Origin of the sequence: Sphingomonas horti, assembly GCF_009753715.1 — a bacterium.
GTDB classification, from domain to species: domain Bacteria; phylum Pseudomonadota; class Alphaproteobacteria; order Sphingomonadales; family Sphingomonadaceae; genus Sphingomonas_B; species Sphingomonas_B horti.
The window spans coordinates 457,614-483,928 of the sequence record NZ_WQMS01000016.1 but is presented as its reverse complement, the minus strand read 5'-3'; the positions used below and the strand labels follow the sequence as shown (position 1 = coordinate 483,928).

General features: G+C 67.7%; 29 protein-coding genes. 19 read left to right on the top strand and 10 right to left on the bottom strand.

Annotated features, from left to right (window positions below):
- Positions 1-5: 5 nt before the first annotated feature.
- Positions 6-782 carry a Coq4 family protein gene (locus GON01_RS15215; RefSeq protein ID WP_157028188.1) on the bottom strand — a complete coding sequence of 259 codons (777 nt, stop codon included), beginning with the start codon at positions 780-782 and terminating at the stop codon, positions 6-8.
- A 43-nt stretch (positions 783-825) separates the two neighbouring features.
- Entirely contained in the window at positions 826-1,605 is a 780-nt protein-coding gene (locus GON01_RS15210; protein WP_157028187.1) for a Coq4 family protein, read from the bottom strand.
- A gap of 86 nt (positions 1,606-1,691) precedes the next feature.
- On the opposite strand from GON01_RS15210, the gene GON01_RS15205 reads away from it, so the two are divergent.
- The 14 genes from GON01_RS15205 (at position 1,692) to GON01_RS15140 (ending at position 12,925) form a co-directional block, all read left to right on the top strand.
- Positions 1,692-2,168 (top strand): hypothetical protein, encoded by a 477-nt coding sequence (locus GON01_RS15205; RefSeq protein ID WP_157028186.1) that lies wholly within the window; start codon positions 1,692-1,694, stop codon positions 2,166-2,168.
- Positions 2,169-2,266: 98 nt separating this feature from the next.
- Positions 2,267-2,485: a hypothetical protein gene (locus tag GON01_RS15200; protein ID WP_157028185.1), complete on the top strand. Its 219-nt coding sequence runs from the start codon at positions 2,267-2,269 to the stop codon at positions 2,483-2,485.
- 75 nt (positions 2,486-2,560) lie between these two features.
- The gene (locus GON01_RS15195) at positions 2,561-3,751 is read left to right on the top strand and encodes a molybdopterin molybdotransferase MoeA (protein ID WP_157028184.1); all 1,191 of its coding nucleotides are present in this window, start codon (positions 2,561-2,563) and stop codon (positions 3,749-3,751) included.
- Positions 3,752-3,805: 54 nt separating this feature from the next.
- A complete protein-coding gene (lexA, locus tag GON01_RS15190) occupies positions 3,806-4,471 on the top strand; it encodes a transcriptional repressor LexA (RefSeq protein ID WP_157028183.1) in 666 nt (221 codons plus the stop codon).
- Positions 4,472-4,542: 71 nt separating this feature from the next.
- Entirely contained in the window at positions 4,543-5,451 is a 909-nt protein-coding gene (gene dmeF, locus GON01_RS15185; RefSeq protein ID WP_157028182.1) for a CDF family Co(II)/Ni(II) efflux transporter DmeF, read from the top strand.
- 37 nt (positions 5,452-5,488) lie between these two features.
- Complete coding sequence (locus tag GON01_RS15180) at positions 5,489-6,880, top strand: MATE family efflux transporter (protein ID WP_157028181.1); 1,392 nt, start codon at positions 5,489-5,491, stop codon at positions 6,878-6,880.
- A 61-nt stretch (positions 6,881-6,941) separates the two neighbouring features.
- Positions 6,942-7,391, top strand: a complete 450-nt coding sequence (locus tag GON01_RS15175; protein ID WP_157028180.1) for a response regulator — start codon at positions 6,942-6,944, stop codon at positions 7,389-7,391.
- A 37-nt stretch (positions 7,392-7,428) separates the two neighbouring features.
- Positions 7,429-7,863, top strand: coding sequence for a MarR family winged helix-turn-helix transcriptional regulator (locus GON01_RS15170; protein ID WP_157028179.1), 435 nt, complete (start codon positions 7,429-7,431; stop codon positions 7,861-7,863).
- 46 nt (positions 7,864-7,909) lie between these two features.
- A complete protein-coding gene (gene hppD, locus GON01_RS15165) occupies positions 7,910-8,947 on the top strand; it encodes a 4-hydroxyphenylpyruvate dioxygenase (protein ID WP_408640930.1) in 1,038 nt (345 codons plus the stop codon).
- A gap of 418 nt (positions 8,948-9,365) precedes the next feature.
- Complete coding sequence (gene hmgA / locus GON01_RS15160) at positions 9,366-10,631, top strand: homogentisate 1,2-dioxygenase (RefSeq protein ID WP_157028178.1); 1,266 nt, start codon at positions 9,366-9,368, stop codon at positions 10,629-10,631.
- Positions 10,628-10,987 carry a cupin domain-containing protein gene (locus GON01_RS15155; protein WP_157028177.1) on the top strand — a complete coding sequence of 120 codons (360 nt, stop codon included), beginning with the start codon at positions 10,628-10,630 and terminating at the stop codon, positions 10,985-10,987. The genes hmgA and GON01_RS15155 overlap by 4 nt, the downstream gene beginning before the upstream one ends.
- Before the next feature lie 95 nt (positions 10,988-11,082).
- Complete coding sequence (locus GON01_RS15150) at positions 11,083-12,105, top strand: fumarylacetoacetate hydrolase family protein (protein WP_157028176.1); 1,023 nt, start codon at positions 11,083-11,085, stop codon at positions 12,103-12,105.
- Between the two features lie 67 nt (positions 12,106-12,172).
- Positions 12,173-12,550 carry a Rieske (2Fe-2S) protein gene (locus GON01_RS15145; protein WP_157028175.1) on the top strand — a complete coding sequence of 126 codons (378 nt, stop codon included), beginning with the start codon at positions 12,173-12,175 and terminating at the stop codon, positions 12,548-12,550.
- Positions 12,551-12,577: 27 nt separating this feature from the next.
- Positions 12,578-12,925 (top strand): c-type cytochrome, encoded by a 348-nt coding sequence (locus GON01_RS15140; protein ID WP_181600004.1) that lies wholly within the window; start codon positions 12,578-12,580, stop codon positions 12,923-12,925.
- 18 nt (positions 12,926-12,943) lie between these two features.
- Here the strand turns inward: GON01_RS15140 and GON01_RS15135 are convergent, their stop codons facing one another.
- Both GON01_RS15135 and GON01_RS15130 read right to left on the bottom strand, forming a co-directional pair.
- The gene (locus tag GON01_RS15135; RefSeq protein WP_157028174.1) at positions 12,944-13,690 is read right to left on the bottom strand and encodes an SDR family oxidoreductase; all 747 of its coding nucleotides are present in this window, start codon (positions 13,688-13,690) and stop codon (positions 12,944-12,946) included.
- Positions 13,687-14,340 (bottom strand): glutathione S-transferase family protein, encoded by a 654-nt coding sequence (locus GON01_RS15130; protein WP_309503381.1) that lies wholly within the window; start codon positions 14,338-14,340, stop codon positions 13,687-13,689. Before GON01_RS15130 ends, GON01_RS15135 begins: the two co-directional genes overlap by 4 nt.
- Before the next feature lie 77 nt (positions 14,341-14,417).
- Here GON01_RS15130 and GON01_RS15125 point away from each other — a divergent pair, with 77 nt between their 5' ends.
- From GON01_RS15125 to GON01_RS15110, 4 genes are all read left to right on the top strand, one after another.
- A complete protein-coding gene (locus GON01_RS15125) occupies positions 14,418-14,933 on the top strand; it encodes a GNAT family N-acetyltransferase (protein ID WP_232328868.1) in 516 nt (171 codons plus the stop codon).
- Between the two features lie 108 nt (positions 14,934-15,041).
- On the top strand, positions 15,042-15,602 hold the full coding sequence (locus GON01_RS15120; protein WP_157028172.1) for a DUF1285 domain-containing protein: 561 nt from the start codon (positions 15,042-15,044) through the stop codon (positions 15,600-15,602).
- Positions 15,599-16,195, top strand: coding sequence for a CoA pyrophosphatase (locus tag GON01_RS15115; protein WP_181600003.1), 597 nt, complete (start codon positions 15,599-15,601; stop codon positions 16,193-16,195). The genes GON01_RS15120 and GON01_RS15115 overlap by 4 nt, the downstream gene beginning before the upstream one ends.
- Positions 16,188-17,393: a CCA tRNA nucleotidyltransferase gene (locus tag GON01_RS15110; RefSeq protein WP_157028171.1), complete on the top strand. Its 1,206-nt coding sequence runs from the start codon at positions 16,188-16,190 to the stop codon at positions 17,391-17,393. Before GON01_RS15115 ends, GON01_RS15110 begins: the two co-directional genes overlap by 8 nt.
- Here the strand turns inward: GON01_RS15110 and GON01_RS15105 are convergent.
- The 6 genes from GON01_RS15105 to GON01_RS15080 all read right to left on the bottom strand — a co-directional run bounded on the left by GON01_RS15105 (position 17,360) and on the right by GON01_RS15080 (position 24,333).
- A complete protein-coding gene (locus GON01_RS15105) occupies positions 17,360-19,084 on the bottom strand; it encodes a putative bifunctional diguanylate cyclase/phosphodiesterase (protein WP_157028170.1) in 1,725 nt (574 codons plus the stop codon). The two genes, GON01_RS15110 and GON01_RS15105, sit on opposite strands and share 34 nt — an antisense overlap.
- Positions 19,085-19,136: 52 nt before the next feature.
- Positions 19,137-21,380 (bottom strand): DNA topoisomerase IV subunit A, encoded by a 2,244-nt coding sequence (gene parC, locus GON01_RS15100; RefSeq protein WP_157028169.1) that lies wholly within the window; start codon positions 21,378-21,380, stop codon positions 19,137-19,139.
- A 70-nt stretch (positions 21,381-21,450) separates the two neighbouring features.
- A complete protein-coding gene (locus GON01_RS15095) occupies positions 21,451-22,041 on the bottom strand; it encodes a hypothetical protein (protein WP_157028168.1) in 591 nt (196 codons plus the stop codon).
- A complete protein-coding gene (locus GON01_RS15090) occupies positions 22,038-23,198 on the bottom strand; it encodes a M48 family metallopeptidase (protein ID WP_157028167.1) in 1,161 nt (386 codons plus the stop codon). The genes GON01_RS15095 and GON01_RS15090 overlap by 4 nt, the downstream gene beginning before the upstream one ends.
- The gene (locus GON01_RS15085; RefSeq protein WP_232328867.1) at positions 23,195-23,989 is read right to left on the bottom strand and encodes a hypothetical protein; all 795 of its coding nucleotides are present in this window, start codon (positions 23,987-23,989) and stop codon (positions 23,195-23,197) included. The genes GON01_RS15090 and GON01_RS15085 overlap by 4 nt, the downstream gene beginning before the upstream one ends.
- A gap of 140 nt (positions 23,990-24,129) precedes the next feature.
- Positions 24,130-24,333, bottom strand: coding sequence for a hypothetical protein (locus GON01_RS15080; protein WP_157028166.1), 204 nt, complete (start codon positions 24,331-24,333; stop codon positions 24,130-24,132).
- A gap of 138 nt (positions 24,334-24,471) precedes the next feature.
- Here GON01_RS15080 and recJ point away from each other — a divergent pair, with 138 nt between their 5' ends.
- Positions 24,472-26,256: a single-stranded-DNA-specific exonuclease RecJ gene (gene recJ, locus GON01_RS15075; RefSeq protein WP_232328866.1), complete on the top strand. Its 1,785-nt coding sequence runs from the start codon at positions 24,472-24,474 to the stop codon at positions 26,254-26,256.
- Positions 26,257-26,315 lie beyond the last annotated feature (59 nt).

The window sequence follows — 26,315 nt, the reverse complement described above, 5'->3', positions numbered from 1 at the left end:
GAGGATCAGAGCCCCGTCAGGCCCTGCTCGGCAAGCCGCTTGCGTGCCTGATGATAGCGGACCGGCTCCGGGATGTTCAGCCGCTTCCGCGCGTCGGCGAGCGGCTCGTGGAGCAGCTGCTCGTAATCCTCGCCTGACAGCCAGTCCGCGCGCTTGCCGTTGCGATAGCCTTCCCAGACCGCGCGCAGGAACGCGCTCTCGCCGGTAATGCGCAGCGACTTGAGCGCAGCGCCGCCGGAGATCACCGCCCAGCCGAGGCCGTCGGTCTGGGCGTAGGAGAAGGCGATCAGGCAGGATTCGCCGAGCGGTTCATCGGCCTGATAGCCGGTCAGCACGTGCCAGATATCGTGGACGTCGCGCTCCCGCCGGCCGATCCAGCCATAGGGATGCTCCATCTCGTCCTCGAGATGCTGAGCCTCCGACACGTCCGCCAGCCCCATCGCCGTGTAGCCGGTTGCGCCAAGAAAATCGCGATAGGCGGCGCCGACCGTACCGGGCGCGAAGCTCGCGATGAAATTCGGGTCGCTGAAGCGCTCCGACAGCTCGACGCGCCGATAAGCGATGCGGCCGCCCCCGGGCGCCTGCAGCAACTTGCGATATTGCCTGGCCGGCGTGTCCGCGTTCAGCGCGCGCATGATCCGGAACGCCTGGACGGTATCGTTGCTGTCGGAAAGAAGCTTGCGGAGCGCTACCCACGCCCCTTTCCAGTCGCGTCGGCTGGAAGTGCCGTACACGATCGGTGTCTCGGGCGCGCCGGCTCGTTCGGTTGCTAGGGTCGCCATTGCGGCCGTCAATTATGGTCTAACCGCCCGTTCCGCAATGGATTCAGAGGCCGGTCTTGCCTGTCTCCGCAAGCTCCGCCTGGGCGCGGCGGTAAAGGACGGGGTAGGGAATCCCAAGCCGCTTGCGCACCCGGTCGATCGGCTCGTGCATCAGCAGCTCATAATCCTCGCCCGACAGCCAGCGCGCGCGCTTGCCGTTGCGATAGCCCTCGATCACCGCGCGGGCGAAGGTCCAGCGGCCGGTCACGCGCCGCGCCTTCAATGAGGCGCCGAGCGCGATCGCGGCCCAGCCCAACCCCCTGGTCTGGGCATAGGAGAAGGCGACCAGGCACGCTTCGCCCAGCGGCTCGTCGGCCTGATAGCCGGTCAGCACGTGCCAGATGTCGTGGATGTCGCGCTCCCGCCGCCCGAACCAGGCATAGGGATGTTCGGGATCGTGCGGCACATTGTCCGCCTGCGAGACTTCCGCCAGCCCCATCGCCGAATAGCCGGTGCGCCGCAGGAATTCGCGATAGACGGCGCCGACCGTCCCTGGTGCAAAGCCCGCCACATAATCCGGGTCGCTGAACAGCTCCGCAAGCTCGGTCCGGCGGAACGCGATCCGGCCGCCGCCCGGCGCGTCGAGCAGCCGATGATAGTTCATCGCGCCGTTGCCGGCGTTCAATGCACGCATGATCCGGAACACCTGGACCGTGTCATTGCCGTCCTGGAGGAGCTTGCGAAGCGCGATCCACGCACCCTTCCAGTCGCGGCGCGTCGCGATTCCGGGGACCGGCAGCGTCTGCGGCTGCGAAAGCTGAGGCTGTGCAACTGTTGCTGACATGCCTGTCAGTATAGCTTTGCGGGCGCGATTGTGCAAGCGACCGAGCCGTGAGACAGTGAACGGGCCGATCGCAAAGGAGATGCCCCATGCGCGCCGCGATACTGGTCGTCGCTCTCTGCTCCGCCTCGGTCGCGCCGGCCCAGCCCGCCACCAAGGTGGCCGAGGAAGCGGCGATGACGCCGGTCGAGGACGTCAATCTGAAGAAGAAGGATATCCCGCCGGTCCTGCTCTCGGCGCAGGACGACCCGTATTCCAGCGAGGGCACCCGGAACTGCGCGCAATTGACCACCGCGCTGGCCAGCCTCGACGCCGTGCTCGGCCCCGACTTCGATTCGGGCATCGAGGGGAAGCACGGCCCTGCGCCGACCTCGGTTGCGAAAAGCGTCGTCGGCAGCTTCATTCCGTTCCGCGGCGTCATCCGCGAGGTCAGCGGCGCGGCGGGGGCCCAGCGCCGCTACGACGCCGCGGTCGATGCCGGAATCGCGCGGCGGGGCTATCTCCGCGGCATAGCGCGCGCCAAGGGATGCAAGCGTCCGCCCGCCGAAACGGCGGCCGCCAACTAGATTCGCTGCGGAAACAAGCGTTTCACGTCCAGCGCTGTGACGGAACCCGGACCAGCGTGTCCGCGTTGTTGCGGCCGGGCTTGGATCGCGGGACCATCATGACCTGGTATCGGCTTTATCACCTTGGCTCTGACGGGCAGCATGTCGCGCCGGAGGACGTCGAGGCCTTCGACGACCTCGCCGCTGTCCGCAAGGCTCGCACGGTCCCCAACGGCTTCGGGGCGGAGCTCTGGCATGGCCGCCGCAAGATTGCTGACGTGCCGCCCACTGTCATCCACCGTCAGATCGGGCGTCAGGTCGGCCTGTTCGGGGCCTGAGCTCTCCTACCCGACACGCGGGCGCCGACACTGCGCTCTGTCCCCGGTCCCCTCGATTGTGCCATGCAGCCGCGCATGGCCGATCCGCTCCCCCTCGCCGACGCCCAGGCACGCCTGCTCGCGCTGGCAACGCCGCTCGCTCAGGAACAGGCGGACCTCGCCGAAGCCAGCGGGCGCTGGCTCGCCGCGAACATCGGCGCGCGCGTGGACCATCCGTTCGCCGACCTCTCCGCCATGGACGGCTATGCGATCCGGTATGACGAGCTGCCCGGCCCCTGGCGGGTGGTGCAGGAAATTGCCGCCGGAGCCGTGCCCGGCGCGCCGCTCGCGACCGGCGAGGCCGCGCGCATCTTTACCGGCGCCCCCCTTCCGGCCGGCGCCGACACGATCCTGATCCAGGAGGAAGCCGCGCGAAGCGAGGATACGCTGCGGCTCGCCGGCAAAGGCCCACGGGCGAAGGGCGCTCATGTTCGTGCCAAGGGCATGAGCTTCTCGGCCGGATCGACGGTGTTGCGGGCGGGCGAGCGCCTTACGCCGGCGCGGATCGGCCTTGCCGCGATGGCCGGCCATGCCGTGGTCCCGGTGCGGCGGCGGCCGCGGGTTGCGCTTATCTCCACCGGCCATGAGCTCGCCGCGCCGGGGACCGCCATCGGTCCGGGGCAGATCTACGAGTCGAACGCCGCAATGCTGGCCGCGATGCTTTCAGCCGAACCCGCCGCGCTCGCGTCCCGGCGCATATTGGGCGATAGTCTTCCCTTGCTCGTCGACGCGATTTCCCGGGCGGCGGCCGATTGCGACGTGCTCGTGACCACTGGCGGCGCCTCCGTGGGCGATCACGACCTGGTCCGTCCCGCGCTCGAAGCGGCCGGCGCCACGATCGATTTCTGGCGCGTGGCGATGAAGCCCGGCAAGCCGCTGATGGCCGGGCGCCTCGGCGGTTGCGTCGTGCTCGGCCTGCCCGGCAATCCCGTATCCGCCTTCGTGACGGCGCTGCTATTCCTGAAGCCTCTGATCGCAACACTTGGCGGCGCGGCCGATCCGCTGCCCCGCACCGTTCGCCTGCCGCTCGCTGTCGGCACGCCGGCCAATGGGCCGCGCCTCGATTTCGTGCGCGCCGCAATCACGAACGGCATGGTTCGACCGCTGGTGGTGCAGGACAGCGGCGCTCTCACCGCGCTCGCCGAGGCGGACGCTTTGCTGCTGCGCCCGCCCTACGCGCCGGCGGCCGAACCAGGGATGTTCGCGGATGTTCTGATTGTCGCTTGACCGTTACGGGCCTGCGCCATAAACGTTCCTTATTCGTTCTGGCGGAGGGCCGCGATGCTGACGCGCAAGCAACATGAACTGCTCTGCTTCATTCACGACCGGCTGGCCGAAAGCGGCGTCTCGCCGTCGTTCGAGGAGATGAAGGACGCGCTGGACCTGAAATCGAAATCCGGCGTCCATCGCCTGATCTCGGCGCTGGAGGAACGCCAGTTCATCCGCCGCCTTCCGAATCGCGCGCGCGCGCTGGAAGTACTGAAGATGCCGGAGCGGGCGGATCGCGGCCCCGCGGCGGCGTCGCCCACCGCGTCGCGCGTCCAACCGCCGGTCGCCGCGAACGAGAATGTGCTGGAAATCCCGCTGCACGGCCGCATCGCGGCCGGCGCCCCGATCGAGGCGCTGGAGGGGCAGAACAGCCTCAGCGTGCCCGCGGCCCTGCTCGGCCCCGGCGAGCATTACGCGCTGGAGGTCGCGGGCGATTCGATGGTCGAGGCCGGCATTCTCGACGGCGACTACGCGCTGATCCGTCGCGCCGAGACCGCGCGCGACGGCCAGATCGTCGTCGCCCTGGTCGACGACAATGAAGCGACTCTCAAATATTTCCGTCGTGAAGGCGCAATGGTCCGACTCGATCCGGCCAACCGTGCTTATGATCCGCAGCGCTATGACCCTAACCGGGTGCGCGTCCAGGGCTGTCTCGCCGGTCTGCTTCGCCGCTACTGAGCTGTAGCCATCGGCGCCCGGGGCGCGTCAGGTCTCGACACCTCGGCTCCGGGGCCGCATGAAGGCCGCGCATGAGCCAGGGCCATTTCGCGCACGACTATCTCGGCGCTCAGCATGACGAAAATGCGAGACGCACCCGCTGGGTCGTCGCGCTGACGGCGGTGATGATGGTCGGCGAGATCGTCGCCGGCTACGCGACCGGATCGATGGCGCTGCTTGCCGACGGCTTTCACATGGGCACCCATGCTGGCGCGCTGGGCGTCGCCGCACTCGCGTACAGCTACGCGCGGCGTCATGCCCGCAATCCGCGCTTCAGCTTCGGCACGGGAAAGGTCGGGGACCTGGCGGGCTTCGCGTCGGCGCTGGTCCTGGGCGTGTTCGCGATCGGCATCGCGGTCGAGTCGGTTGTCCGGCTGATGCAGCCGATCCGGGTCGATTTCGGCGATGCAACGCTGGTCGCGGTGCTCGGCCTGATCGTGAATCTGGTCAGCGCGCTGATGCTCTCCGGAGGCAGCCACCACCACCATCATGACCATGACGGGCACCATCATCACCATCACGACAACAACCTGCGCGCGGCCTATCTGCACGTGCTCGCCGATGCCCTCACCTCGGTGATGGCGATCGTCGCCTTGCTCGCCGGACGCTATCTCGGCTGGGTCTGGCTCGATCCGGCGGTCGGCATCGTCGGCGCGCTGGTGATCGCGCGCTGGTCCTGGTCGCTGATGAAGGAAACGGCGGACATCCTGCTCGATACGACCGACGCCCATGTCGCCGACCAGGTGCGCAACGTCGTCGGCGAGCTCGACGCCAGCATTCTGGACCTGCACGTATGGCGCGTCGGCCCCGGTGCGCTGGCCGTCATCGTCGATGTCGCCGAACCGGCCTCGGCCCCCGGAATCCGCGAGCGGCTGCAGGGCTTGCGCGGCGTCGTGCACCTGACCGTGCAGACCCACCCCGAGCCCGCCGAAGAGGGTTAGCAGACGCCTCGGTTTCCACTATGGCGGCCCGCTTGCCATGCACGCCCCCGTCGTCTCGAAGGCCCATCCGTGGCGCGATGAAGCTGCCGCCACCGCACAGCTGGCGGGGCCGCTCATCCTCACGAATCTCGCGCAGTCGGCGATCAACGCGACGGATGTGGTGCTGCTCGGCTGGCTCGGCGCACGCGAGCTTGCCGCCGCGTCGATCGGCGTGAATCTGTTCATTGCCTTCCTGATCTTCGGCATGGGGCTGGTGATGGCCGCCTCGCCGATCATGGCGAAGCAGCTGGGCGCGCGCCGGCACAGCCTCAGGGAAACGCGGCGCACCGTGCGCCAGGCGATCTGGGCGGCGATCACCATCACTGTGCCCGTCTGGCTGATCCTCTGGCATGCCGAGCCGATCCTGCGGCTGCTGGGCCAGGATCCCGGCCTTTCCGCCGATGCTGCGCGCTTCATCCAGCCGCTGATGTTCGGCTATCTGCCGGCGCTCGGCTACCTCGTCCTGCGCGCGTTCGTCGCCGCGCTCGAGCTGCCGGCCTGGGCGACGCTTGTCAGCATCTGCGGCGTGATCGCCAACGCCTTGCTGAACTACGGCCTGATCTTCGGCGCCTGGGGGCTGCCGCGGCTCGGCCTGTTCGGGGCGGGGCTCGGCAGCACCATCACCCAGTCGCTGATGTTCCTGGGCATGGTAGTGGTGGTGACGCGCCACCGCCGTTTCCGCCGGTACCGGCTGTTCGGTCGCTTCTGGCGCGCCGACTCGTCGCGCTACCGGGAAGTATGGCGGCTGGGGCTGCCGATCGCATTGACGCTGGGACTGGAAGTCACGGTGTTCAACGCCGCCGTGTTCCTGATGGGCCTGATCGGCGCGACCTCGCTCGCCGCGCACGCGATCGCAATCCAGATCGCATCGCTGACCTTCATGGTGCCGCTGGGCCTCAGCCAGGCGGTGACGGTCCGCGTCGGCCTCGCCTATGGCCGAGGCGACCCGGTCGGCATCGCCCGCGCCGGCTGGACCGCGTTCGCGATGGGCACCGCATTCATGGCCGCAATGGCGGTGGTGATGTTCGCGATGCCGCACACGCTGGTCGGCATTTTCCTGGACGAAGCGCTGCCGCAGAACCGCGCGGTCGTGCCGTTGGCGGTGTCCTTCCTTTCGGTCGCCGCGCTGTTCCAGGTATTCGATGGCGCCCAGTCGGTCGGCGCCGGCATGCTGCGCGGGCTGCAGGACACGACCGTGCCGATGATCTACGCCGGTTTCGGCTATTGGGTGGTGGGCATGGGCACCGCCATCTGGCTGGGATTTGGCCTTGGCTGGCACGGATTCGGCATCTGGGTGGGCCTTGCTGCCGGCCTGGCGATTGTGTCCGTGCTAATGCTGCACCGATGGATTCGGCGCGGCCGGTTAAGGCTGTTGCCGCAACCGGCGTGAACGTCTCGGTAATCTTTATACGATCATAAGCAAATCCAGCGGTTTGGGCTGGTTTTGATTGATGCGTCTCGTTCGTGTTCTCGTTGTCGACGATTCGGTCACCATCCGCGCGATGATGCGGCAGGTGCTGGAGAGCGATTCCGAAATCCGCATCGCCGGCATGGCGGGCAGTGCGGACGAGGCCGAGCGGCTGCTCGACGAGACCCTGGTCGACGTGATCACGCTCGACGTTGAGATGCCGGGCCGCAGCGGTCTCGACTATCTGCAGGACCTGCGCCGCCGCCGCTCTACCCCTGTCATCATGTTGTCCAGCTACACGGCCCGCGGCGAGGAATTGCGCGCACAGGCGCTGCTGCTGGGCGCAGCCGGCTGCTTCAACAAGGCCAATGCCGTTCGCGACAAGGATCGGCTGCTCAAGCTGGTCAAGGACGCGGCGCACCGCGAATCCCGGCTGGACCGTGACGACGTGGCGGCCGTCGCAGCTGTGGTGGCGGCGCGCGCGGCCGAATAGTTTCCACGGGCCGCGACCCGCGCCATAAGGCGCGGCGATGCTGCGCCTCGACGAGTTCCTGCCCTATCAGCTCTCGGTCGCCTCAAACGCGGTCAGCAGCGCGATCGCGCGCACCTACGAAGTGCTGTTCGGGCTGCGGGTGCCGGAATGGCGGCTGATCGCCGTGCTCGCCGAGCAGGAAGGCGTGACGCAGCAGGCGCTGGTCGCCCGCACCGAGATGGACAAGATGACCGTCAGCCGCGCCGCCCAGGCACTGGTTTCGCGCGGGCTCGTCACGCGCGTCCCCCACGGCCGCGACAAGCGCAGCCATACGCTGGCGCTGAGCGAAGAAGGACGCGCGCTCTATGCCCAGATTGCCCCGAAGGCGCTGGAGCTGGAGCAACGCTTGCTGCACGAGCTCGGCGCCCGCGAGGTCGCGCAGCTCAAGGCGACGCTCGCCAAGCTCAAGTCGGCGAGCCACGCGTTGCGCTGATTGGTAACGCCTGTTACTATTTGCGTCCCCGATTCCAGGAGCAGACATGATGAGCGCCGACAATCCGCTGGGCCTGAACGGATTCGAATTCGTCGAATTCACGTCGCCCGATCCGGACGCGATGGCCGCCCAGTTCGAACAGCTCGGCTTTGTTGCGTCGCACCGGCATCCGCGCAAGGACATCACCCGCTACAAGCAGGGGCGCATCAACCTGATGCTCAACCGGGACGAGACCGGCCGCGTTGCCGAGTTCCGCAACGCTCACGGGCCGTCAGCCAGCGCGATGGCGTTCCGCGTCGCCGATCCCGGCAAGGCACTCGAATGGGCGCTCGCCCACGGCGGCAAGGCGACCGAGGAAGACGACACCGTTATCGAGGGGATCGGCGGCTCCTACTTGTATTTCATCAAGGATGGCGAGGACCTCTACGCCGATTGGGAGGAGATTCCGGGCTGGCAGGAAGCCGAGGCCCGGAACAATGTCGGGCTCGATCTACTCGACCATCTGACCCACAATGTCCGCCGCGGCCAGATGCGTGTCTGGTCCGAATTCTACCGCGAGCTGTTCGGGTTCGAGGAGCAGAAATATTTCGACATCAAGGGCCAGGCGACCGGCCTGTTCAGCCAGGCGATGATCGCGCCGGACAAGGCGATCCGCATTCCGCTGAACGAAAGCCAGGACGACAAGAGCCAGATCGAGGAGTTCATCCGCGAGTATAAGGGCGAAGGCATCCAGCACCTGGCCCTCACCACGCCCGACATCTACGACACGGTCGAGCGGCTGCGCGCCCGCGGCGTGAAGCTGCAGGACACGATCGAGACCTATTACGAGCTGGTCGACAAGCGCGTGCCGGGCCATGGCGAGGACCTGGAACGGCTGAAGAAGAACCGCATCCTGATCGACGGCAATGTCGGCGACGAAGGCATTCTGCTGCAGATTTTCACCGAGAATATGTTCGGCCCGATCTTCTTCGAGATCATCCAGCGCAAGGGCAATGAAGGCTTCGGCAACGGCAACTTCCAGGCGCTGTTCGAAAGCATCGAGCTCGACCAGATCAGGCGCGGCGTGATCAAGGTGGATGCCTAACGTGGGCGATTCTTCATATGTGGCGAGCCTCTATAGGGCACTGAAAGATTACCCTAATGGACGAAGACGTCCAGACGTAGTTGAGGCGGTGAAACAGGACCGTGAGCGCCTAGGCGGGATCAAACCTCATGAACTCGAACGCACCATACAAAGCGCGTATAATCATCACTCCAAAGACTCCGACGTATGGGCGAAGCGAAGCGGGCACGAGGAGGCAGCGTTCTTTTTCTCACCAACGGGAAAGGGAAGCGGGCTTTGGGCGGTTGACCGAGCTAAGTGCGAAGCTTGGTTGAGAGGCGAAGCTCACCGGCTCGGCCGATCCCAAGCCCATATCTTGGACATTGACCTATTGCTTTCCGAACTTCTGGGCGACACTGAAGCTTCTGCGCCCCGTCCTGGCGGAACGGTCAGCGCTTACATGCCCGGCTTCGGCAACCATGTGTCGACCGAGGCCGTGCCCGGCGCGCTCCCGATTGGCCGCAATAGCCCGCAGGAGCCGCCCTTCGGCCTTTACGCCGAGCAGTTGTCCGGCACTGCCTTCACCGCGCCCCGGCACGAGAACCGGCGGTCTTGGCTCTACCGGCTGCGGCCCTCGGCCGAGCATCCGCCCTATACACGCTACGAAGGCGCGAAGCGGTTCGCGCCCGGCACCGTCGACGAGCCGCTTCCACCCAATCGTCTCCGCTGGGACCCAATCGCCGGTGCTCCCGCCGGCACCGACCTGATCGACGGCATCACGACGATGCTCGCCAACCGCGATCCGGCGGACCTGGAGGGCGTCGCGGTGCACGTCTATGCGGCCGACAGGGACATGGAGCGCCGCGCCTTCGTCAATGCCGATGGCGAGATGATCCTGATCCCGCAGGAGGGCCGTCTCGAGCTGCTGACCGAAATGGGCCGGATCGAGATCGCGCCCGGACAGATCGCGCTGATCCCGCGCGGCGTCCGCTTCCGCGCGCTGGTGCCGGACGGCCGCGCGCGCGGCTATATCGCCGAGAATCACGGTGCGATGTTCCGCCTGCCGGAGCTGGGGCCGATCGGCGCCAATGGCCTCGCCAATCCGCGCGATTTCGAAACGCCCGTGGCCTGGTTCGAGGATCGCGACGAGCCGTTCGAGCTGGTGCAGAAATATCTGGGCAGCCTCTGGACGACGACGCTCGACCATTCGCCGCTGGACGTGGTCGCCTGGCACGGCAATCTCGCGCCCTGCCGCTATGACCTGTCGCGCTTCAACACCATGAACACGGTCAGCTTCGATCATCCCGATCCGTCGATCTTCACCGTACTGACCTCACCCAGCGACGTACCCGGCCGCGCCAATGCCGATTTCGTGATCTTCCCGCCGCGCTGGATGGTCGCCGAAGACACGTTCCGCCCCCCCTGGTTCCACCGCAACGTGATGTCCGAGGCGATGGGCCTGATCAGCGGCGCCTATGACGCTAAGGCGGAAGGCTTCCGTCCCGGCGGCCTCTCGCTTCATAACCTGATGTCCGGCCACGGCCCCGACGTCGCCAGCTGGCGCGGCGCGAGCGAGGCCGAGCTGAAGCCGCACAAGATCGACGGCACCATGGCTTTCATGGTCGAAAGCTGCTGGCCCTATCGCCTGACCCGCCATGCGCTCGATCACGCCCAGCCGGACTATGACGCGTGCTGGCAAGGCTTTCCCAAGGCGCAGGTCGGATGAAGGTCCGCATCGACGACAAATTCGCCGCCTTTGCCGAGCATTGGCGGCCGAAGATCGTCGCCCAGGCGAACGGGCAGGACATCCGGCTGGTCAAGACCAAGGGTATCTTCCCCTGGCACAGCCATGCCGATGCGGAAGAGACATTCCTCTGCTGGAGAGGCGAATTCCGTATCGAGTTCCGCGACCATGTGGTGACGCTCGGCCCCGGCGAGATGGTCGTGGTGCCGCGCGGGGTCGAACACCGCACCGCGAGCGACGAGGAGGCCGAAGTGCTGATCTTCGAGCCGTCGGAGGTGGTGAACACCGGCGATGCCGAAGCGTCAGAGTTCACCGCGCCGCCGGGGATTCGGATTTAATCGTCAGCCCGGGCTTGACCGGGAGCCCGCCTGCCTATTCACGCCGGGACATAAGAAGGTGGACCCCCGGCCAAGTCCGGGATGACGGAGGTTTGATGAAGCTCGCATCGCTCAAATCCGGCCGCGACGGCCGCCTCGTGGTTGTCTCGCGCGACCTCCACTGGTGTGCCGATGCGTCCCACATCGCGCCGACGCTGCAGGCCGCGCTCGACGATTGGGAGCATACCGCACCAAAGCTGGAGCTGCTCGCCACCGATCTGGAGCACGAGGCGATTCCGCGCGAGCGCTTCCACGAGCGCGACGCGGCCGCGCCGCTTCCGCGCGCCTATCAATGGGCGGACGGCTCGGCCTATGTGAACCATGTCGAGCTGGTCCGGAAAGCGCGCGGCGCGGAGATGCCGGCGAGTTTCTGGACCGACCCTTTGATGTACCAGGGCGCATCCGACAATTTCCTGGCCCCGCGCGATCCGATCCCGCTGCAGGACGAAGCCTGGGGCTGCGACATGGAAGGCGAGGTGTGCGTCGTCACGGGCGACGTGCCGATGGGTGCGACCCGGGACGAAGCGCTTGCGGCGGTCCGGCTGGTCGGCCTGGTCAACGACGTTTCCCTGCGCAACCTGATCCCGGCCGAGCTCGCGAAGGGCTTCGGCTTCCTTCAGTCCAAGCCCGCCTCGACGCTGTCCCCGGTGCTGGTCAGCCCGGACGAGCTTGGCTCCGACTGGCGCGACGGCAAGCTGCACCGGCCGCTGCTGGTGGAGCTGAACGGCGAGCCGTTCGGCCGGGCCGATGCGGGCACCGACATGACCTTCGATTTCGGCACGCTGGTCGCCCACGTCGCGAAGACGCGCAGCCTGGCCGCAGGCTCGATCGTCGGATCGGGCACCGTTTCCAACAAGGGCGTGGACGGCGGGCCCGGCAAGCCCGTTGCCGACGGCGGGCTCGGCTATAGCTGCATCGCCGAAATCCGGATGATCGAGACGATTCAGACCGGTGCGGCCAGGACCCCGTTCCTCCGCCACGGCGACCACGTGCGGATCGACATGAAGGACGAAGCCGGCCACAGCATCTTCGGCGCGATCGAGCAGGAAGTGATACCCGTCCCGTCATCGCGGGCTTGACCCGGGAGCCGCCTTCCTCTCGTCTGCGAAGAAAGGTACGCTGCGGCTCGGGGCCGGGTGACGAAGAATGGACCGCCTGACCTCCACCCCGGCCGGCGTGCCGCTGTGCGCGCTGGCAGACCTGCCCGATCCGGGCGCGCGCAATTTCGTGCTCCAGATCGGCCAGCGTTATTTCCACGGTTTCGTCGTGCGCCGCGGAGAGACGGTCAGCGGCTATGTCGACCGCTGCCCGCATATGGGCCTGCCGCTCGCCCAGACGCTCGACGACTATCTGACGCCGGGCGGTGATCTGATCGCCTGCAGCTGGCACGGCGCGCTGTTCCGTGCCGACGACGGCCGCTGCGTCGGCGGCCCATGCGCCGGAGCGGCGCTGATGCCCTGGCCGGTCCGGGTGGTGGACGGCATTGTCCGCACCGCCGCTTGCGAATCCGACAGCAGCGGCTAGGCAAGGGGCTGGGACGGAGGCACGGACATGCGCAAGAGCCTGGGAATTATCGCGGTTCTGCTGGGCGCGAGCAGCGCCGCCGCGCAGGTGGACCCGAGCTTCGCGCAATGCGCCGCCTGCCACACCGTCGCGCCCAACCAGAACCGGCTTGGGCCGACCCTGTACAAGATCGTCGGCCGGCCCAAGGCGTCGGTGCCGGGCTTCGCCTATTCGCCCGCGATGAAGGCGCAGAAGGGCAGCTGGACCGAGGCGGAGCTCAACGCCTATATCAGCAATCCCGGTGCGAAAGTGCCCGGCACGCGCATGGTCTATCCCGGCATGGCCGATGCAGCGAAGCGGGCGCGCCTGATCGCCTGGCTGAAGGGCGTGAAATAGCCGCTCGAACGGGCGACGCTACAGGAACTGCACATCGCGCGCGAGACCGAGGAATCGCTGGCCGCCATCCAGCACGATCGTCTGGCCGGTCAGCGTCGGCGTCGCGATGACGTAGCGAAGCGTCTCCACGATCTGCTCGACGGTGACGCCGCGCTCAAGTGCGTTCAGCCGGTGGACGGCGTCGAAATTCTCGCGCGTCTGGGGACCGGAAACCAACGTCACCGACGGCGCGATCCCGCACACGCGGATACCGCGCCCGGCCAACACGCGTGCGCTGAGTTCCATCACGCCGGCGAGCGCCATCTTGGAGACTGTATAGGAGAAGAAGTCCGGGTTGGGCTGGACCAGCTTGGCATCGAGCAGGTTGACGACCAGCGCGCCCTGCCCTTCCGGTACCGCGCGGGCGAAGGCCCGGGTCAGCATCGCCGGCGCGCGAGCATTGACCGCCATATGCCGGTCCCATTGCTCGGCCGCGAAGTCGTCGAATTGATCGAGCGCGAAGCCGGCGGCGCTGTTCACCAGCAAGGCCGGCGGCGGCAGCCCGTCCAGCGCCGCGATGATCGTGTCCGCCGCATCGGGGTCGACAAGATCGGCGCGCACCGTAGAGGCGCCAAGCTCCCGCGCCAGCCCGGCGGCGTCCGAGCTGTGGTGGTGGATCAGCACGTGCCATCCGTCCGCCGCCAGAGCGCGCGCGATCGCACAGCCGATTCGCCGCGCGCCGCCGGTGACGATCGCGGTGCGCGGCGCGGCGAACTCCGGCGTCATGCCTGAGCGCTCGGCCGCGCCGACGCGCGCGCATGCCAGGCGGCGAGCGCCGATGGAAGGCTGCCGTCCGACAGCCGCGTCGCCCTGGCGAAATCCACCGTCATCAGCGCGGTGAGGTCGGCGAAACTGTAGGTGTCCGTGGCGATCCAGTCGCGCCCATCCAGATGATGGTCCAGCATCTCGACGAACCAGCCCCACATATTCTGCCCGCGCATCGCGAGCTCCGGCAGCTGCGGGACCGCGGGCCAATAGCCGGACAGCGCCCGATCGGCCATCCGGGGATTGCGGTTGCGGAAGGCGAACACGACGCCCGCATAGCCTTCCGCCTCGATCTTGCGGGTCCATGACTCGATCCGGCCGATCTCCAGCGCGTCACGGCCGAACAGCGGCGGGTCGGGGTGGAGCGCTTCGAGATAGCGGCAGATCGCGACCGAGTCGGCGATGCGCTCGTCGCCGTCCAGTTCAAGCACCGGCACCGTGCCACGCGGGTTCACAGACAGGAACGGCTCGCGCAGATTTTCGCCGCCGGCCAGATCGACGATCCGCCGGTCGACCGAAATCCCCTTTTCGGCCAGATACATGCGCACCCGGCGCGGATTGGGGGCCCAGACGGCATCGTACAGGATCACGGCGGCTGAGCCTCCCTTCACATTCAGCTTTCATTATGCGCACGCGACGCTAAAGCGCGCCGCTCCGGGCGTCCATGCCCGGTGCAAGGAGCACATCATTGGCCGTTGTCCTGACCCCGCTTTCCAATGCCGATCCCGAAACCGTCGAGGCGCTGCTGGATGCTGCCTTCGGTGCGGATCGACGCGGGCGGACGGCCTATCGGCTGCGCGAGGGTGCGGTCGCGATCCCCGAGCTGAGCGTCGCCGCCTGGGACGGCGAGCGGCTGGTCGGCACGCTCCAGAGCTGGCCGGTGGCGTTGCGCACGGCGACCGGGACCGAGATGCTGGTGATGGTCGGTCCCGTCGCCGTCGTGCCTGACCTGCAGACTCAGGGGATCGGCAAGGCGCTGATGGCGGCGCTGACAGCAGCGGCCGAAGCGACCGGCGCCGACGCGCTGATGATGATCGGCGATCCCGAATATTACGAACGCTTCGGCTTCACCGCCGCGCCCGCCGCCGGTTGGCGGATCGACGGCCCCTACGAGCAACGCCGCCTGCTGGCGCGGCTGCGGCGACCTGTTGCCGCCGAAGGCAATCTCGTTCCGTCCCGCTGCCCTGAACCCGTCACCAGCTGACCATGTCTGTCTTTCGCGAGAATTTTTGATCACACGAAGACGCGAAGACACAAAGAAGAAGCGGGATTCGGCTTTCGCCGGAATGATGGGGTGGGCTAGTGCCGGGCCATGCCCATGGCTGCTCTACCTCCCGACCTGACCGGCCTCTCGCTTGCCGAGATCGCGCGGCTTGCCGCCGAAGCGAAGCTGCCGCCTGTCGAAAGCTGGAACCCGGCGCATTGCGGCGACAGCGAGATGCGGATCGCACGCGACGGCACCTGGTTTCACCAAGGAGCGCCGATCGGCCGGCCGGCAATGGTGAAATTGTTCTCGACGATCCTGCGCCGCGAGCCGGACGGCTCCTATGTTCTGGTCACGCCGGTCGAGAAGCTCGGCATCCGGGTCGACGATGCGCCGTTCGTCGCGGTCGAGGTGAAGAGCGAGGGCGAAGGGGCGGACCGGCGCCTCGCCTTCCGGCTCAACACAGGCGACTTGATCGTCGCAGGCCCCGACCATCCGTTGCGCTTCGAGGAGAGGGCGGACGGCTCCCATCCCTATCTGCTGGTCCGCAAGGGCCTGGAGGCGCTGGTCGGGCGATCCGTCTATTACGAGCTCGCCAACATCGCCCTTGACGAAGGGGCCACTCCGCCGGGCCTGTGGAGCGACGGCATGTTTTTCCGCGTCGCGTGAGGCTGGCGGATCAACTCCGCGCCGCCCTCGCGCGCAGCGGCGCGCGGGGGCCGGTGCTGATCGAAGGAGATATTCGCGATGCGGTGCTCGAGCCGGTCTCCGGCCTGACCCCCGCCGCGGTGCTGGTTGCGGTCACCGACCGCCGGGAGCCCGGCGTGATCCTCACCCGGCGCACCGAGACGCTGCGCCGCCATGCCGGACAGGTCGCCTTTCCGGGCGGCCGGATCGATTGCGGAGAGGACGCGATCGCCGCCGCCTTGCGTGAGGCCGAGGAGGAAATCGCGCTGCCTTCGCACGCGGTGGAGCTGGTCGGACCGGCCGACCGCTACGTCACGGTCACCGGTTTTCAGGTCACCCCGGTGATCGGCGTCGTCCCGCCCGACTTGCCTCTCGTGCCGAGCGCCGCCGAGGTGGCCGACTGGTTCGAGGCGCCGCTCGCCTTCCTGCTGGATCCGGCCAATCACCTGGAGCGCGAGATCGATTGGCAGGGCCGCCGTCGCCGCTATTACGAGATCCTATGGAACGAACGGCGCATCTGGGGCGCGACGGCGGCGATGATCGTCAACCTGGCGCGGCGGCTGCGCGATGACTGATCGCGTTGCGGTGCCGCCGGCGAGCTGGGACGCCGCGGGTCTGGCCCGGCTGGGCCAGGCGATTGGCTTCGGCGAGGAACGGAGCCGCTATATCGGCGGCTGGGTGCGCGATGCGCTGGCCGGCGTCCCGGCGGGCGATCTCGACATCGGCACCCAACTGCTGCCGGAGGAAGTCCGTGCGCGCGCAGATGCCGCGGGGCTGAACGTCTGGACCAGCCCATCGGGCCTGGCCCATGGCACGGTCGGGGTGACGATCGCCGGCAAGCCGGTCGAGGTCACGACGCTGCGCCGCGACGTCTCGACGGACGGGCGCCGCGCGACCGTCGCGTTCACGCAGGACTGGCGGGAAGACGCGGCGCGGCGGGACTTCACGATCAACGCGCTTTCGGCCGATCCGACGAGCGGCAGCATCTTCGACTATTTTGGCGGCCTCGACGACCTGCGCGCGGGCGTGGTTCGTTTCATCGGCGATCCGCTGCAGCGCATTGCCGAGGATCATCTGCGCATCCTCCGCTTCTTCCGCTTCCACGCGCGTTTCGGTCGGGGCGCGCCCGAGGCAGCCGCCTATGACGCGTGCGCCGCCCGCGCCAAAGACCTGATGGCTCTCAGCCGGGAGCGGATCGCCGACGAATTGCTGAAGCTGCTCGGCTGCGCGGACCCGGCTCCCGCACTCGATTTCATGCTCGCGCGCGACGTGCTGAAGCCGGTCCTGCCCGAGATCGACGCGGCGGGGCTGGAGCGGCTCAAGGCGCTGATCCTGACGGAGCGGGCGGCAGCCATGGCAGGCGATGCGGTGCGGCGGCTGGCCGCGATCGTGCCGCAGGACCCGGCCATCGCCGAAGACATCGCCGCGCGGCTGAAACTGTCCAACGCGATCCGCAAGCGTCTTGCCCTTGCGGTTTCGACGTCCGCCGAGCGGCCCGCCGTGCTCGCTTACCGCATCGGGGCGGAGGGCGCGGCCGACCGGCTGCTGCTGTCGGGGCGACCCGATGATGCGGCGCGGATCGCGTCGCTGGTGCCGCCGCGCCTGCCGATTTCAGGCGGAGCGCTGGTCGCGCGTGGCATCGGTGCCGGTCCGCTCGTTGCCAAGGGATTGAAGATGGTCGAGGACCGCTGGGTCGCCGAGGGTTTTCCCGCCGCCGCCCGAGTCGAGCAACTGGCGGATCAGGTCGCGGCCGAGTTGTTCCGCGACCAATAGGCGAAGGCGGCGTCCGCATCGAGCGGCGCCGCATAATGATAGCCTTGCGCGAGCGTGCAGCCGAGCGCCGCCAGCGTCTGCGACAGTTCCGGCGTCTCGACGCCCTCAGCCGTGGTCCCGAGGCCCAGCGCCTGGGCGAGCGACAGGATCGCACGGACGATCGCGACCTTGTCGCGGTCCCCCAGCATGCCGGTGACGAAGCTTTTGTCGATCTTCAGTACGTCGATGGGCAGCCGCTGCAGATAGGCGAGGTTGGAATAGCCGGTGCCGAAGTCGTCGAGCGCGATGGTCGCGCCGATCGAGCGGACCGCATCCATTGCTTTCGCCGCGCGGTCCGGATCGGCGACGATCGCGCTTTCGGTCAGCTCCAGCGCGATCCGTTCCGGCGCGACTTTGTGAGCGCGGATCGCGTCCTCCAGCATTGCCGGCACGTCGTCGCGCGCAACCTGGATCGCCGACACGTTCACGGCCATGCTGACCGGCATCGGCGCGCCCGCCCGGCGGTCCCAGCTGCCGAGCGTTCGCATCGCCTCGGCCAGGGCCCATCGGCCGAGCGGCAGCACCAGGCCCGATTCCTCGGCGACGGGGATGAAGGTCGAAGGCGGGATGTCGACGCCGCCCTCCCGCCACCGCGCCAGCGCCTCGAAGCCGCAGACGCGGCCGGTCCTGAGCTCGATCACGGGCTGGTAGGCGAGCGTCAGCCGCTCGGCCTCGATCGCCCGGCGCAGGCAGGTTTCGATGGTGAATTGCTGCCGGGCGATGTCGAGCGCGCGCGGCTGGTAAAGCTCCGTGGCACCGGTCGTCTTGGCCCGCTTCAGCGCGAACTGGGCGCGGCGGATCAGCTCGTCCGCCGTGCAGTCGCCGGCATGGACGGCACAGCCGATCGCGCAGCCGATCCGGATCTCCAGCTCCGAAAGACGGCAGGGAGCGGCCAGCACGGCGTTGATCCGCTCCGCGACCGCCAGCACTTCCTCGGGCCCGTCGTTGATGCTCACGAACACACCGAATTCATTGCCGCCGGTGCGCGCGAGCACGTCGCCGGCGCGCATCGTCGACAGCAGCCGGCGCGCGACGGTGATCAGAAGCTCGTCGCCGACCACGTCCCCGATCGATTCGTTGATGCGGCTGAAGCGGGTCAGGTCCAGCGCCAGCACCGCGATGCCGCCGACCGGCGCCGCATCCAGCACCGCCTCCAGCTGATCGCCGAACCCGGCGCGGTTCGGCAGCCCGGTCAGGCTGTCGCTGAACATCTCCAGCCGGAGATTCTTTTCCGCCGCCCGCTCGGCGGTGCGGTCGAGCAATGTCAGCAGGCAGCGGTTCCCGCGCGCCTGGATCGTGAACAGCCGCGCCGCGCGGACGCTGTACTGGCGGCCGGAAATCAGATCGCCGTCGATCCATTCCAAATCGAGGATGGTTCCCTGTCCGCGCAGGAAATCTGAGAGCGCGTCGCGAAAGTCGCAGCGGGCGAGCAGCCTTCCGTCGCCGGCAGCGCGGTCGAGGCGCTGGAACTCCGTGTTCCCGTCGATGAGCTCGAGGCCATCGGCGCCAAGCGCGACAATGGCGCCGGGAAGCGGAAGCGCTTCGAGAAACGGCCGGCGGAGCTGCTCTGCCTGATGGGCGAGAATGATCGGGTCGAGCGCGGCGGCAGCCTGCCGCCCGCGGTCCTGTTTGACTGTCGCCGACCCACCCATCGCTCCCGCCCCTAAGGCCGGATGGTTAAGGCCACCTAAACCGCCCGGGCGATCAGCCGAAACGATTGTCGCGCGGAAAGCCGATCGGCGCCATCCGCCCGGCGGCGCCGCGCGCGCTGCGCCAGGGCGACAGGTCGGCTTCCGTCCGGGTCCGCCCGCTGCCGCCGCCCATCGACCAGCTGAGGCCGTCCGCGAACCGGATCGCGATCGCGTCCGCCAGACCACCGTCCCGGTAGCGCTGCAAGGTCACGCCCTGGCCGCGGCCCATCTCCGGCAGTTCGGACAGCGGGAACAACACCATCTTCCGGTTGTCGCCGACGACCGCGACGTAATCGGCCTCTTCGCCGATGCGCCGCACGATCTTCAGCGTCGCGCCCGGACGAAGATTGACGACCTGCTTGCCCTTCCGTGTCTCGGCGACCGCGTCTTCCACCTTGGCGACGAAGCCGCGGCCGTCAGACGATGCGAGCAGCAGCTTGCCGGTGCCGGCGGTGAAGCAGGCGGCGACACCCACCTGCCCGTCGAGGTCGATCATCAGCCCGATCGGCTCGCCGAACCCGCGGCCGCCCGGCAATTTGTCGCCCGCAAGCGTGTAGAAGCGGCCATTTTCCGCCGCGATCAGGATCTTGTCCGTCGTCTGTGCGTGGAAAGCGAAGGCCGGGCCATCGCCTTCCTTGAACTTCATCGTCTCGGCCGAGGCCAGATCGGCGTGACCCTTCAGCGCCCTAATCCAGCCGCGCTGCGACAGCACCACGGTGATCGGCTCCCGGTCGATCATCGCCTCGCGCGCATATTCGCGCACCGGGCCGGCTTCCTCGATCGTCGTGCGGCGACGCCCAAGCGCCGTTTCCGGCCCGTAGCGCTCCTTCAGAATCGCCAGGTCGCGTTTCATCCGGGTCCGCTGGCGGGCCGGGCTGGCGAGCAGGGCGGTCAGGCTCTCGCGCTCCTCCTCCAGCTTCGCGCGCTCGCCCTTGATCTCCATTTCCTCGAGCCGCCGCAATGAGCGCAGCCGCATGTTGAGGATCGCTTCCGCCTGCCGGTCCGTGAGCGCGAACTCCGCGATCAGCACCGGCTTCGGCTCGTCCTCCGTGCGGATGATCGCGATCACCCGGTTGAGATTCAGATAGGCGACCAGATAGCCGTCCAGCAGCTCGATCCGGTCGCCTATCTTCGCCAGCCGGTGTTCGGAGCGGCGGCGCAGCACTTCGAACTGGTGATGCAGCCACCCGTCAAGCACCGCCTTCAGCCCCAGCACCCGCGGCGTGCGGTTCGCGTCGAGCACGTTCATGTTGAGCGCCACGCGCACTTCCAGGCTCGACATGCGGAACAGGCTGTCCATCAGCATGTCCGGATCGACGGTGCGGCTGCGCGGCTCCAGCACGATCCGCACCTCGGCATCGGATTCGTCGCGCACGTCCTCAAGGATCGGCAGCTTCTTGTCGTTGATGAGCGCCGCGATCTCCTCGATCAGCTTGCCCTTCTGCACGCCGTAGGGGATTTCCGTCACCACCGCGACCCAGGTGCCGCGGCCGGTATCCTCCTTCGTCCAGCGCGCCCGCACCCGGAACGCGCCGCGGCCGCTCGCATAGGCTTCGGCGATCGTGGACGGGCTGTCGACAATGATGCCGCCGGTCGGAAAATCGGGTCCCTTGACATGCTCCAGCAGCTGTGCCGGCTCGGCGTGCGGCTGGTCGATCAGCAGCATCGCGGCATCGATCAGCTCGGCGGCATCATGCGGTGGGATCGAGGTCGCCATGCCCACCGCGATCCCGCTCGCGCCGTTGGCGAGCAGGTTCGGGAACAGGCCGGGCATGATCTCCGGCTCTTCCTCCTCGCCATTATAGGTCGGGCGGAAATCGACCGTGCCTTCGTCCAGGCCGGCCATCAGGTCGATCGCGACCTGGGTCAGCCGCGCCTCGGTGTAGCGGTAGGCGGCGGCGTTATCGCCGTCGATATTGCCGAAATTCCCCTGCCCGTCGACCAGCGGGTAGCGCAGCGCGAATGTCTGCGCGAGGCGGACCATCGCGTCATAGACCGACTGGTCTCCGTGCGGGTGATATTTGCCGATCACGTCGCCGACGACGCGCGCGCACTTCTTGTACCCGGCCGCCGGGTCGAGCCTGAGCAGCCGCATCGCCCAGAGCAGCCGGCGGTGAACCGGCTTCAGGCCGTCGCGCAGGTCCGGCAACGACCGCGCGGTGATGGTCGACAGGGCATAGACGAGATAGCGCTCGGACAAGGCGCTATCGAACGGGGCATCGGCAATGGCGTCGAATGGGTCGGCTACGTCGGTCATTCCTCCCCGATAGCAAGACGGGCGCACCCCGCAAAAGCGAATGCGCCCGATAAGCTGTGGATGACTAAGCCTAGTCGACCTTGGCGCTGTCCATGATCGCCTGCGCCTGGGCGAGGTGCGCATCGAAATAGTGAAGCGCGGCCGCCGTGTAGGTGATCATGTAGAGTTTGCCGCCGATGATCGCGCCGCGAGCTTCCCCCTTGCGGGTCAACTCCTCATCGGGCCTGGTGAAGTGAAAGGTGAACTTCACTCCCGGATGAGCCGCGAACGTGACCGGTTCCATCGAGTCGATCGTGAAGTCGGGCGATCGAGTCACGATGCGCTGCGTCTGCTCATAGGCCTGGGCTATGTCGGTCGGCAGCATCTTGGAATTAAACTTCGGAAGCGGCTTGTCCTTCTTGTTGCGCTCCTTCGCGAACGGCTCGCCGTCGACGACACCGCCGATGAACTCGATCTGGTTGAGCACCGGGCCGTCATAACTCCAGAGCTCGCTCTTCTTGCCGGGCCGAAACGACCAGCTGTTCCAGCCCTGGCCCGGCATGACCTTCATCGCGCTCTTCGCTACAGCGACGGGCATGGTCTCGGGCAGCAGCTTCCATTTGGCGCTGAGCGGCGGCGCGGCAAGACCGGCAAACGCCAGGCCGAGAAGAAGTTTGTTCATTGTGATCCCCCACTGATCATGGCAAGCATCGCCTTGTCCGATGCCTGCGGATTGCGTTTCAGATATTCGTCGATCGAGGCTTTGGCGGCGGCGCCGTCTCCGGTCCGCGCAAGCGCCAAGCCAAGGCCGCGCCAAGCGCCAGCCGGCGCGTCAGGCTTGGCGATCGCTTCACGGTAGAAACCCGCCGCCTTTTCGAAGTCTCCCGCCTGTCCCCGGTAACGGTACAATTCACCCCGCGCATAGAGTAGAGGACCGGTCCAGCCGCTCGTTGCAAGGCCTGCCAGCAGATACTCGCTGCCGCCGAAATCATTGAGCTTCACCTGATCGTCAATTAGCATCGGCCAGAGCGGCGAGATCGCGGCGCGGAAGGCCGCCTCGCCCGCTTCACCTTCGGGATCGTCGACGGTGCTTGACCGCAAATAGGCCAGCCGCTCGGCCGTAGCGGGATGGGTGTCGAACATGCCGCGTTTGTCCTTGCGGCTGCGGACGTTTCGGGCTGCCGCAGTCGCGTCCATTTCCGCGCGCAGATTGGCCCAGATGTCGCCCGCCGAACGGCTCCGATATCCTGCCGCCCTCATGCCCTTCAGGCCGTCCAGATCGGCCTCGCGCTCCTGCTCCTGCGAGAAGCTGAAGAAGTTCCCAATCAAGGCTAGGCCCAACGGCCCGGCGCCCGCCGCGCCCAGAAACGCCGCCCAACCCGTTGCGGAGCGGGCCGCCTTTAGACGTGCCAGGCTGTGCCTTCGCTCAAAATGCGAGAGTTCGTGGCCAAGGATAGCGGCCAGTTCCGCTTCGCTTCGCACGCGCAGAAGCAAGCCGCTGTTGATCAGCAGCATGCCGTTGGGAGTCATGCCGGCGTTGAACTGCGGATCGCGAACAATAAGGATCCGGACCGTCTGACACGCGTCGGCCGAGGCGACCCGACAGAGCACCTTGCGAAGATACGAGGTCAGTTCCTCGTCCCGGACGAGGAGCTTCGAGACCTTGAGCGCCCGTTCCGCTTCCGCCATTTCGCCCCAAAGGCCTTGCTCGTCCACGCCGACCGGCTGATATCCGGCAACCGCAGGCGAGCCGACCGGAACCGGGCCGGCAGCACCGGAAGTACTCGCGCTCGCGCTCGCGACCGCCCCGGCCGCCAGCAGGGCTGCCCATCGGTTCATTTTGTCGTAGGCAGGAAGTGGACACCGCCGCTCGTGCCGCCCGGGAATTCCTCGAGCAGCTGGCTGACTCGCTTCGACGCGCCATCAATCTCGCGCACGTCGCCGCCCATCTTTAGATCGGCGTTCAGCCAGACTAGGTCGCCGGTCTTGAGATCGATCAGCCCCGCATATCCGGCATGCACGCCCGAAGAGACCATGCCGCCAAAGCCGGTCGCCCCAGCCATCAGCAATCCGAAGATCTGGAGCGCCTTGCGGCCGGAATCGCCATAGGCATCGTTCGTGACGACGAAAAGACCATAGTCGCCCCCGCCCAGTTCGCCAAGCTTCGCGACGCCGGGACCAAGCGTATATTCGAAGCCGGTCACCTTGGTGGGCAGCCGATCGCCCTTGAACAGCCGATGCTGAAGAACGGTCGTCGCCACGCCCTTGAACAAGGACCGATATTCGTTGAGCAGCGTCGCGTTCTCGCCCTCAAGGTCGGTCATGAACACCACTTCGCTCGCTCCGCCCGGCTTGGCCGCGACAAGCGCGTCGGCAAGATTCTTGCGGGCGTTTGCCGTCCATTCGGCATTCGGCGTAACCACGCCACCCGCCGACTGCGAGCCAACCTTCACATCAGGCCGGAACACCAGGATACGCACCGGCTTGCCGGTCGGCATCGAAAAGCCCGGCTTCACCGCAGCCTTTTCCTGCGCAAGGCCCGGCACGGCCATGCCAATAGCGCAGGCAAGCGCCAGCGCACGCGCACGCGCACGCGCACGCGCACGCGCACGCGCACGCGCGATTTTCATGAATTGCCCCCGTTTCTTCCCCCGTTAAGCCTTGATCTAAGCGCGTTTCCTAACTTACCGCAAGATGGATTCTGCTCCGGTTTCGAGACGGTTAAGAGTTAACGGGCAGCGCCGATCTACCCGGCCGCTGCCCGCTTTCGTCAGCGACCACGAAGCGTATTCAACAGCGCCACCCCAACCACGCCGGCCAGCGTCGCCGTCGCCCACGGGCGATCCTTCGCGAACTGCTTCGCCTTGTTCACGATCTGACTGTTGCCCAACGAGTCCTTTAGCGAACTTATACTCTTGGCCGTACCTTGGGGGTTCGTGCTGTTGTCATTCTGCGATTGAACGGCAGTGGCCATTGGTTGTCTCCTTTCATGTCCGTTGCTCAACGCTCCGGCGCGCTGGCGTGTCCCTCGCGCCGGACCATGCGCCGCGGTTGTGGAGCATTCGCCCTTCGGGGTTGCAGCCGCCGAGCGGTTGATTCACAACTTCATCCGATGAATTTCATCACGTCCGAACCGAGGCTGGCGCTTGGCGTCCGCCGTTCGATCCTGGGCCAGCCATGGCATTGGCGCGGGATGCCTGCCGACGAGCTCGACGCGAGCTTCGCGCCCGACGACCTGGTCACACGCCTGCTGCTGACCCGCGGCTGTCCGCGCGACGCGATCGAGGCGCACCGCGCGCCGACCATCCGCGGCTTCATGCCCGACCCGTCGATCTTTCGCGACATGGACCGCGCGGCCGAGCGGCTGGCCGATGCGGTCGCGGCCGGCGAGCCGGTCACGATCTTCGGCGACTATGACGTCGACGGCGCCACCTCCGCCGCGCTTCTGATCCGGCTGCTGCGTCAGCTCGGGCTCGCGCCCGCCGCCTATATCCCCGACCGGCTGATGGAGGGCTACGGCCCCTCGGGCGAAGCGCTGGTGCGGATCGCGAGCGGCGGCAGCCGGCTGATCGTCACTGTCGATTGCGGCGCGCAGGCGTTCGAAGCCCTCGACATGGCGCGCGCGGCGGGCGCGGACGTGATCGTCGTCGACCATCACCAATGCGCGGCCGAGCTGCCCGCCGCCTTCGCGCTGGTCAACCCGAACCGGCTCGACGAGGGCGAAGGCGCGGTGCACGGGCACCTGGCTGCCGTCGGCGTCGCTTTCCTGCTTGGGGCGGCGCTGCTGCGGACATTGCGGACCCGCGGCCTTTTCGCGAGCCGGCCGGAGCCCAGGCTGATCGAGCTGCTCGACTTGGTCGCGCTCGGCACCGTCGCCGATGTCGCCCAGCTGCGCGGCCTCAACCGCGCCTTCGTCGCCCAGGGCCTGAAAGTGATGGCCGCGCGCCGCAACATCGGCCTGGCGGCGCTCGCCGAAGCGGCGCGGCTGACACGGGCGCCGCTATGCCACGATCTCGGCTTCGCGCTGGGGCCCCGGATCAATGCCGGCGGACGTGTCGGCAAATCAGATCTCGGCGTGCGGCTGCTCACCACCGAAGACCCGGACGAGGCGCGCGGAATCGCCGCCGAGCTCGACGCGCTGAACGAAGAGCGCCGCGCGATCGAAGCCGAGGTGCAGGACGCGGCCGAAGCCGCGTGCCGCGCCGCCGGGGATGCGTCCGTCCACATCGCCGCCGGCCATGGCTGGCACCCGGGCGTGATCGGCATTGTCGCCGGGCGGCTGAAGGAAAAGCTCGGTCGGCCCGCGATCGTGATCGGTATCGACGAGACCGGCACCGGGAAAGGCTCCGGCCGCTCGATCCCCGGCGTTGACCTGGGCGCCGCGGTACTGGCGGCGAAGGACCACGGTCTGCTCGTCGCCGGCGGCGGCCACGCGATGGCGGCGGGGCTGACCGTCGCCGCGGACCGGATCGACGCGTTCCGCGCGTTTCTGGAGGAGCGGCTGGCCGACGACGTCGCTCATGCCGCGTCCGTCCACGCGCTGCAGCTCGACGCGTCGCTCGCGCCGCGCGGTGTGACGGCCGAGCTGGTCGACGCGTTCGAGCTCGCCGGGCCGTACGGCATGGGCTGGGCGGCGCCGCGCATCGCCGCCGGACCGGTCCGGATCGTCAGGGCCGATGTGGTCGGCAACGGCCATGTCCGCGCGATCCTCGCCGGCGACGACGGCGCCAGCCTGAAGGCGGTCGCGTTCCGGGCTGCCGACGCCGAGCTCGGCCAGGCGCTGCTCGGCGCGCCCGGCGACCGCAGGCTATGGGTTGCGGGCCGGCCCAAGGTCGACGAATGGGGCTCGCGCCGCACCGCCGAGCTCCACCTCGACGACGCCGCCTGGTGCGATTGAATGCCCGCCGCATTATTGCCGCGCCTGTATCCGCGACTGCCACAACACCCAGGAAGTCC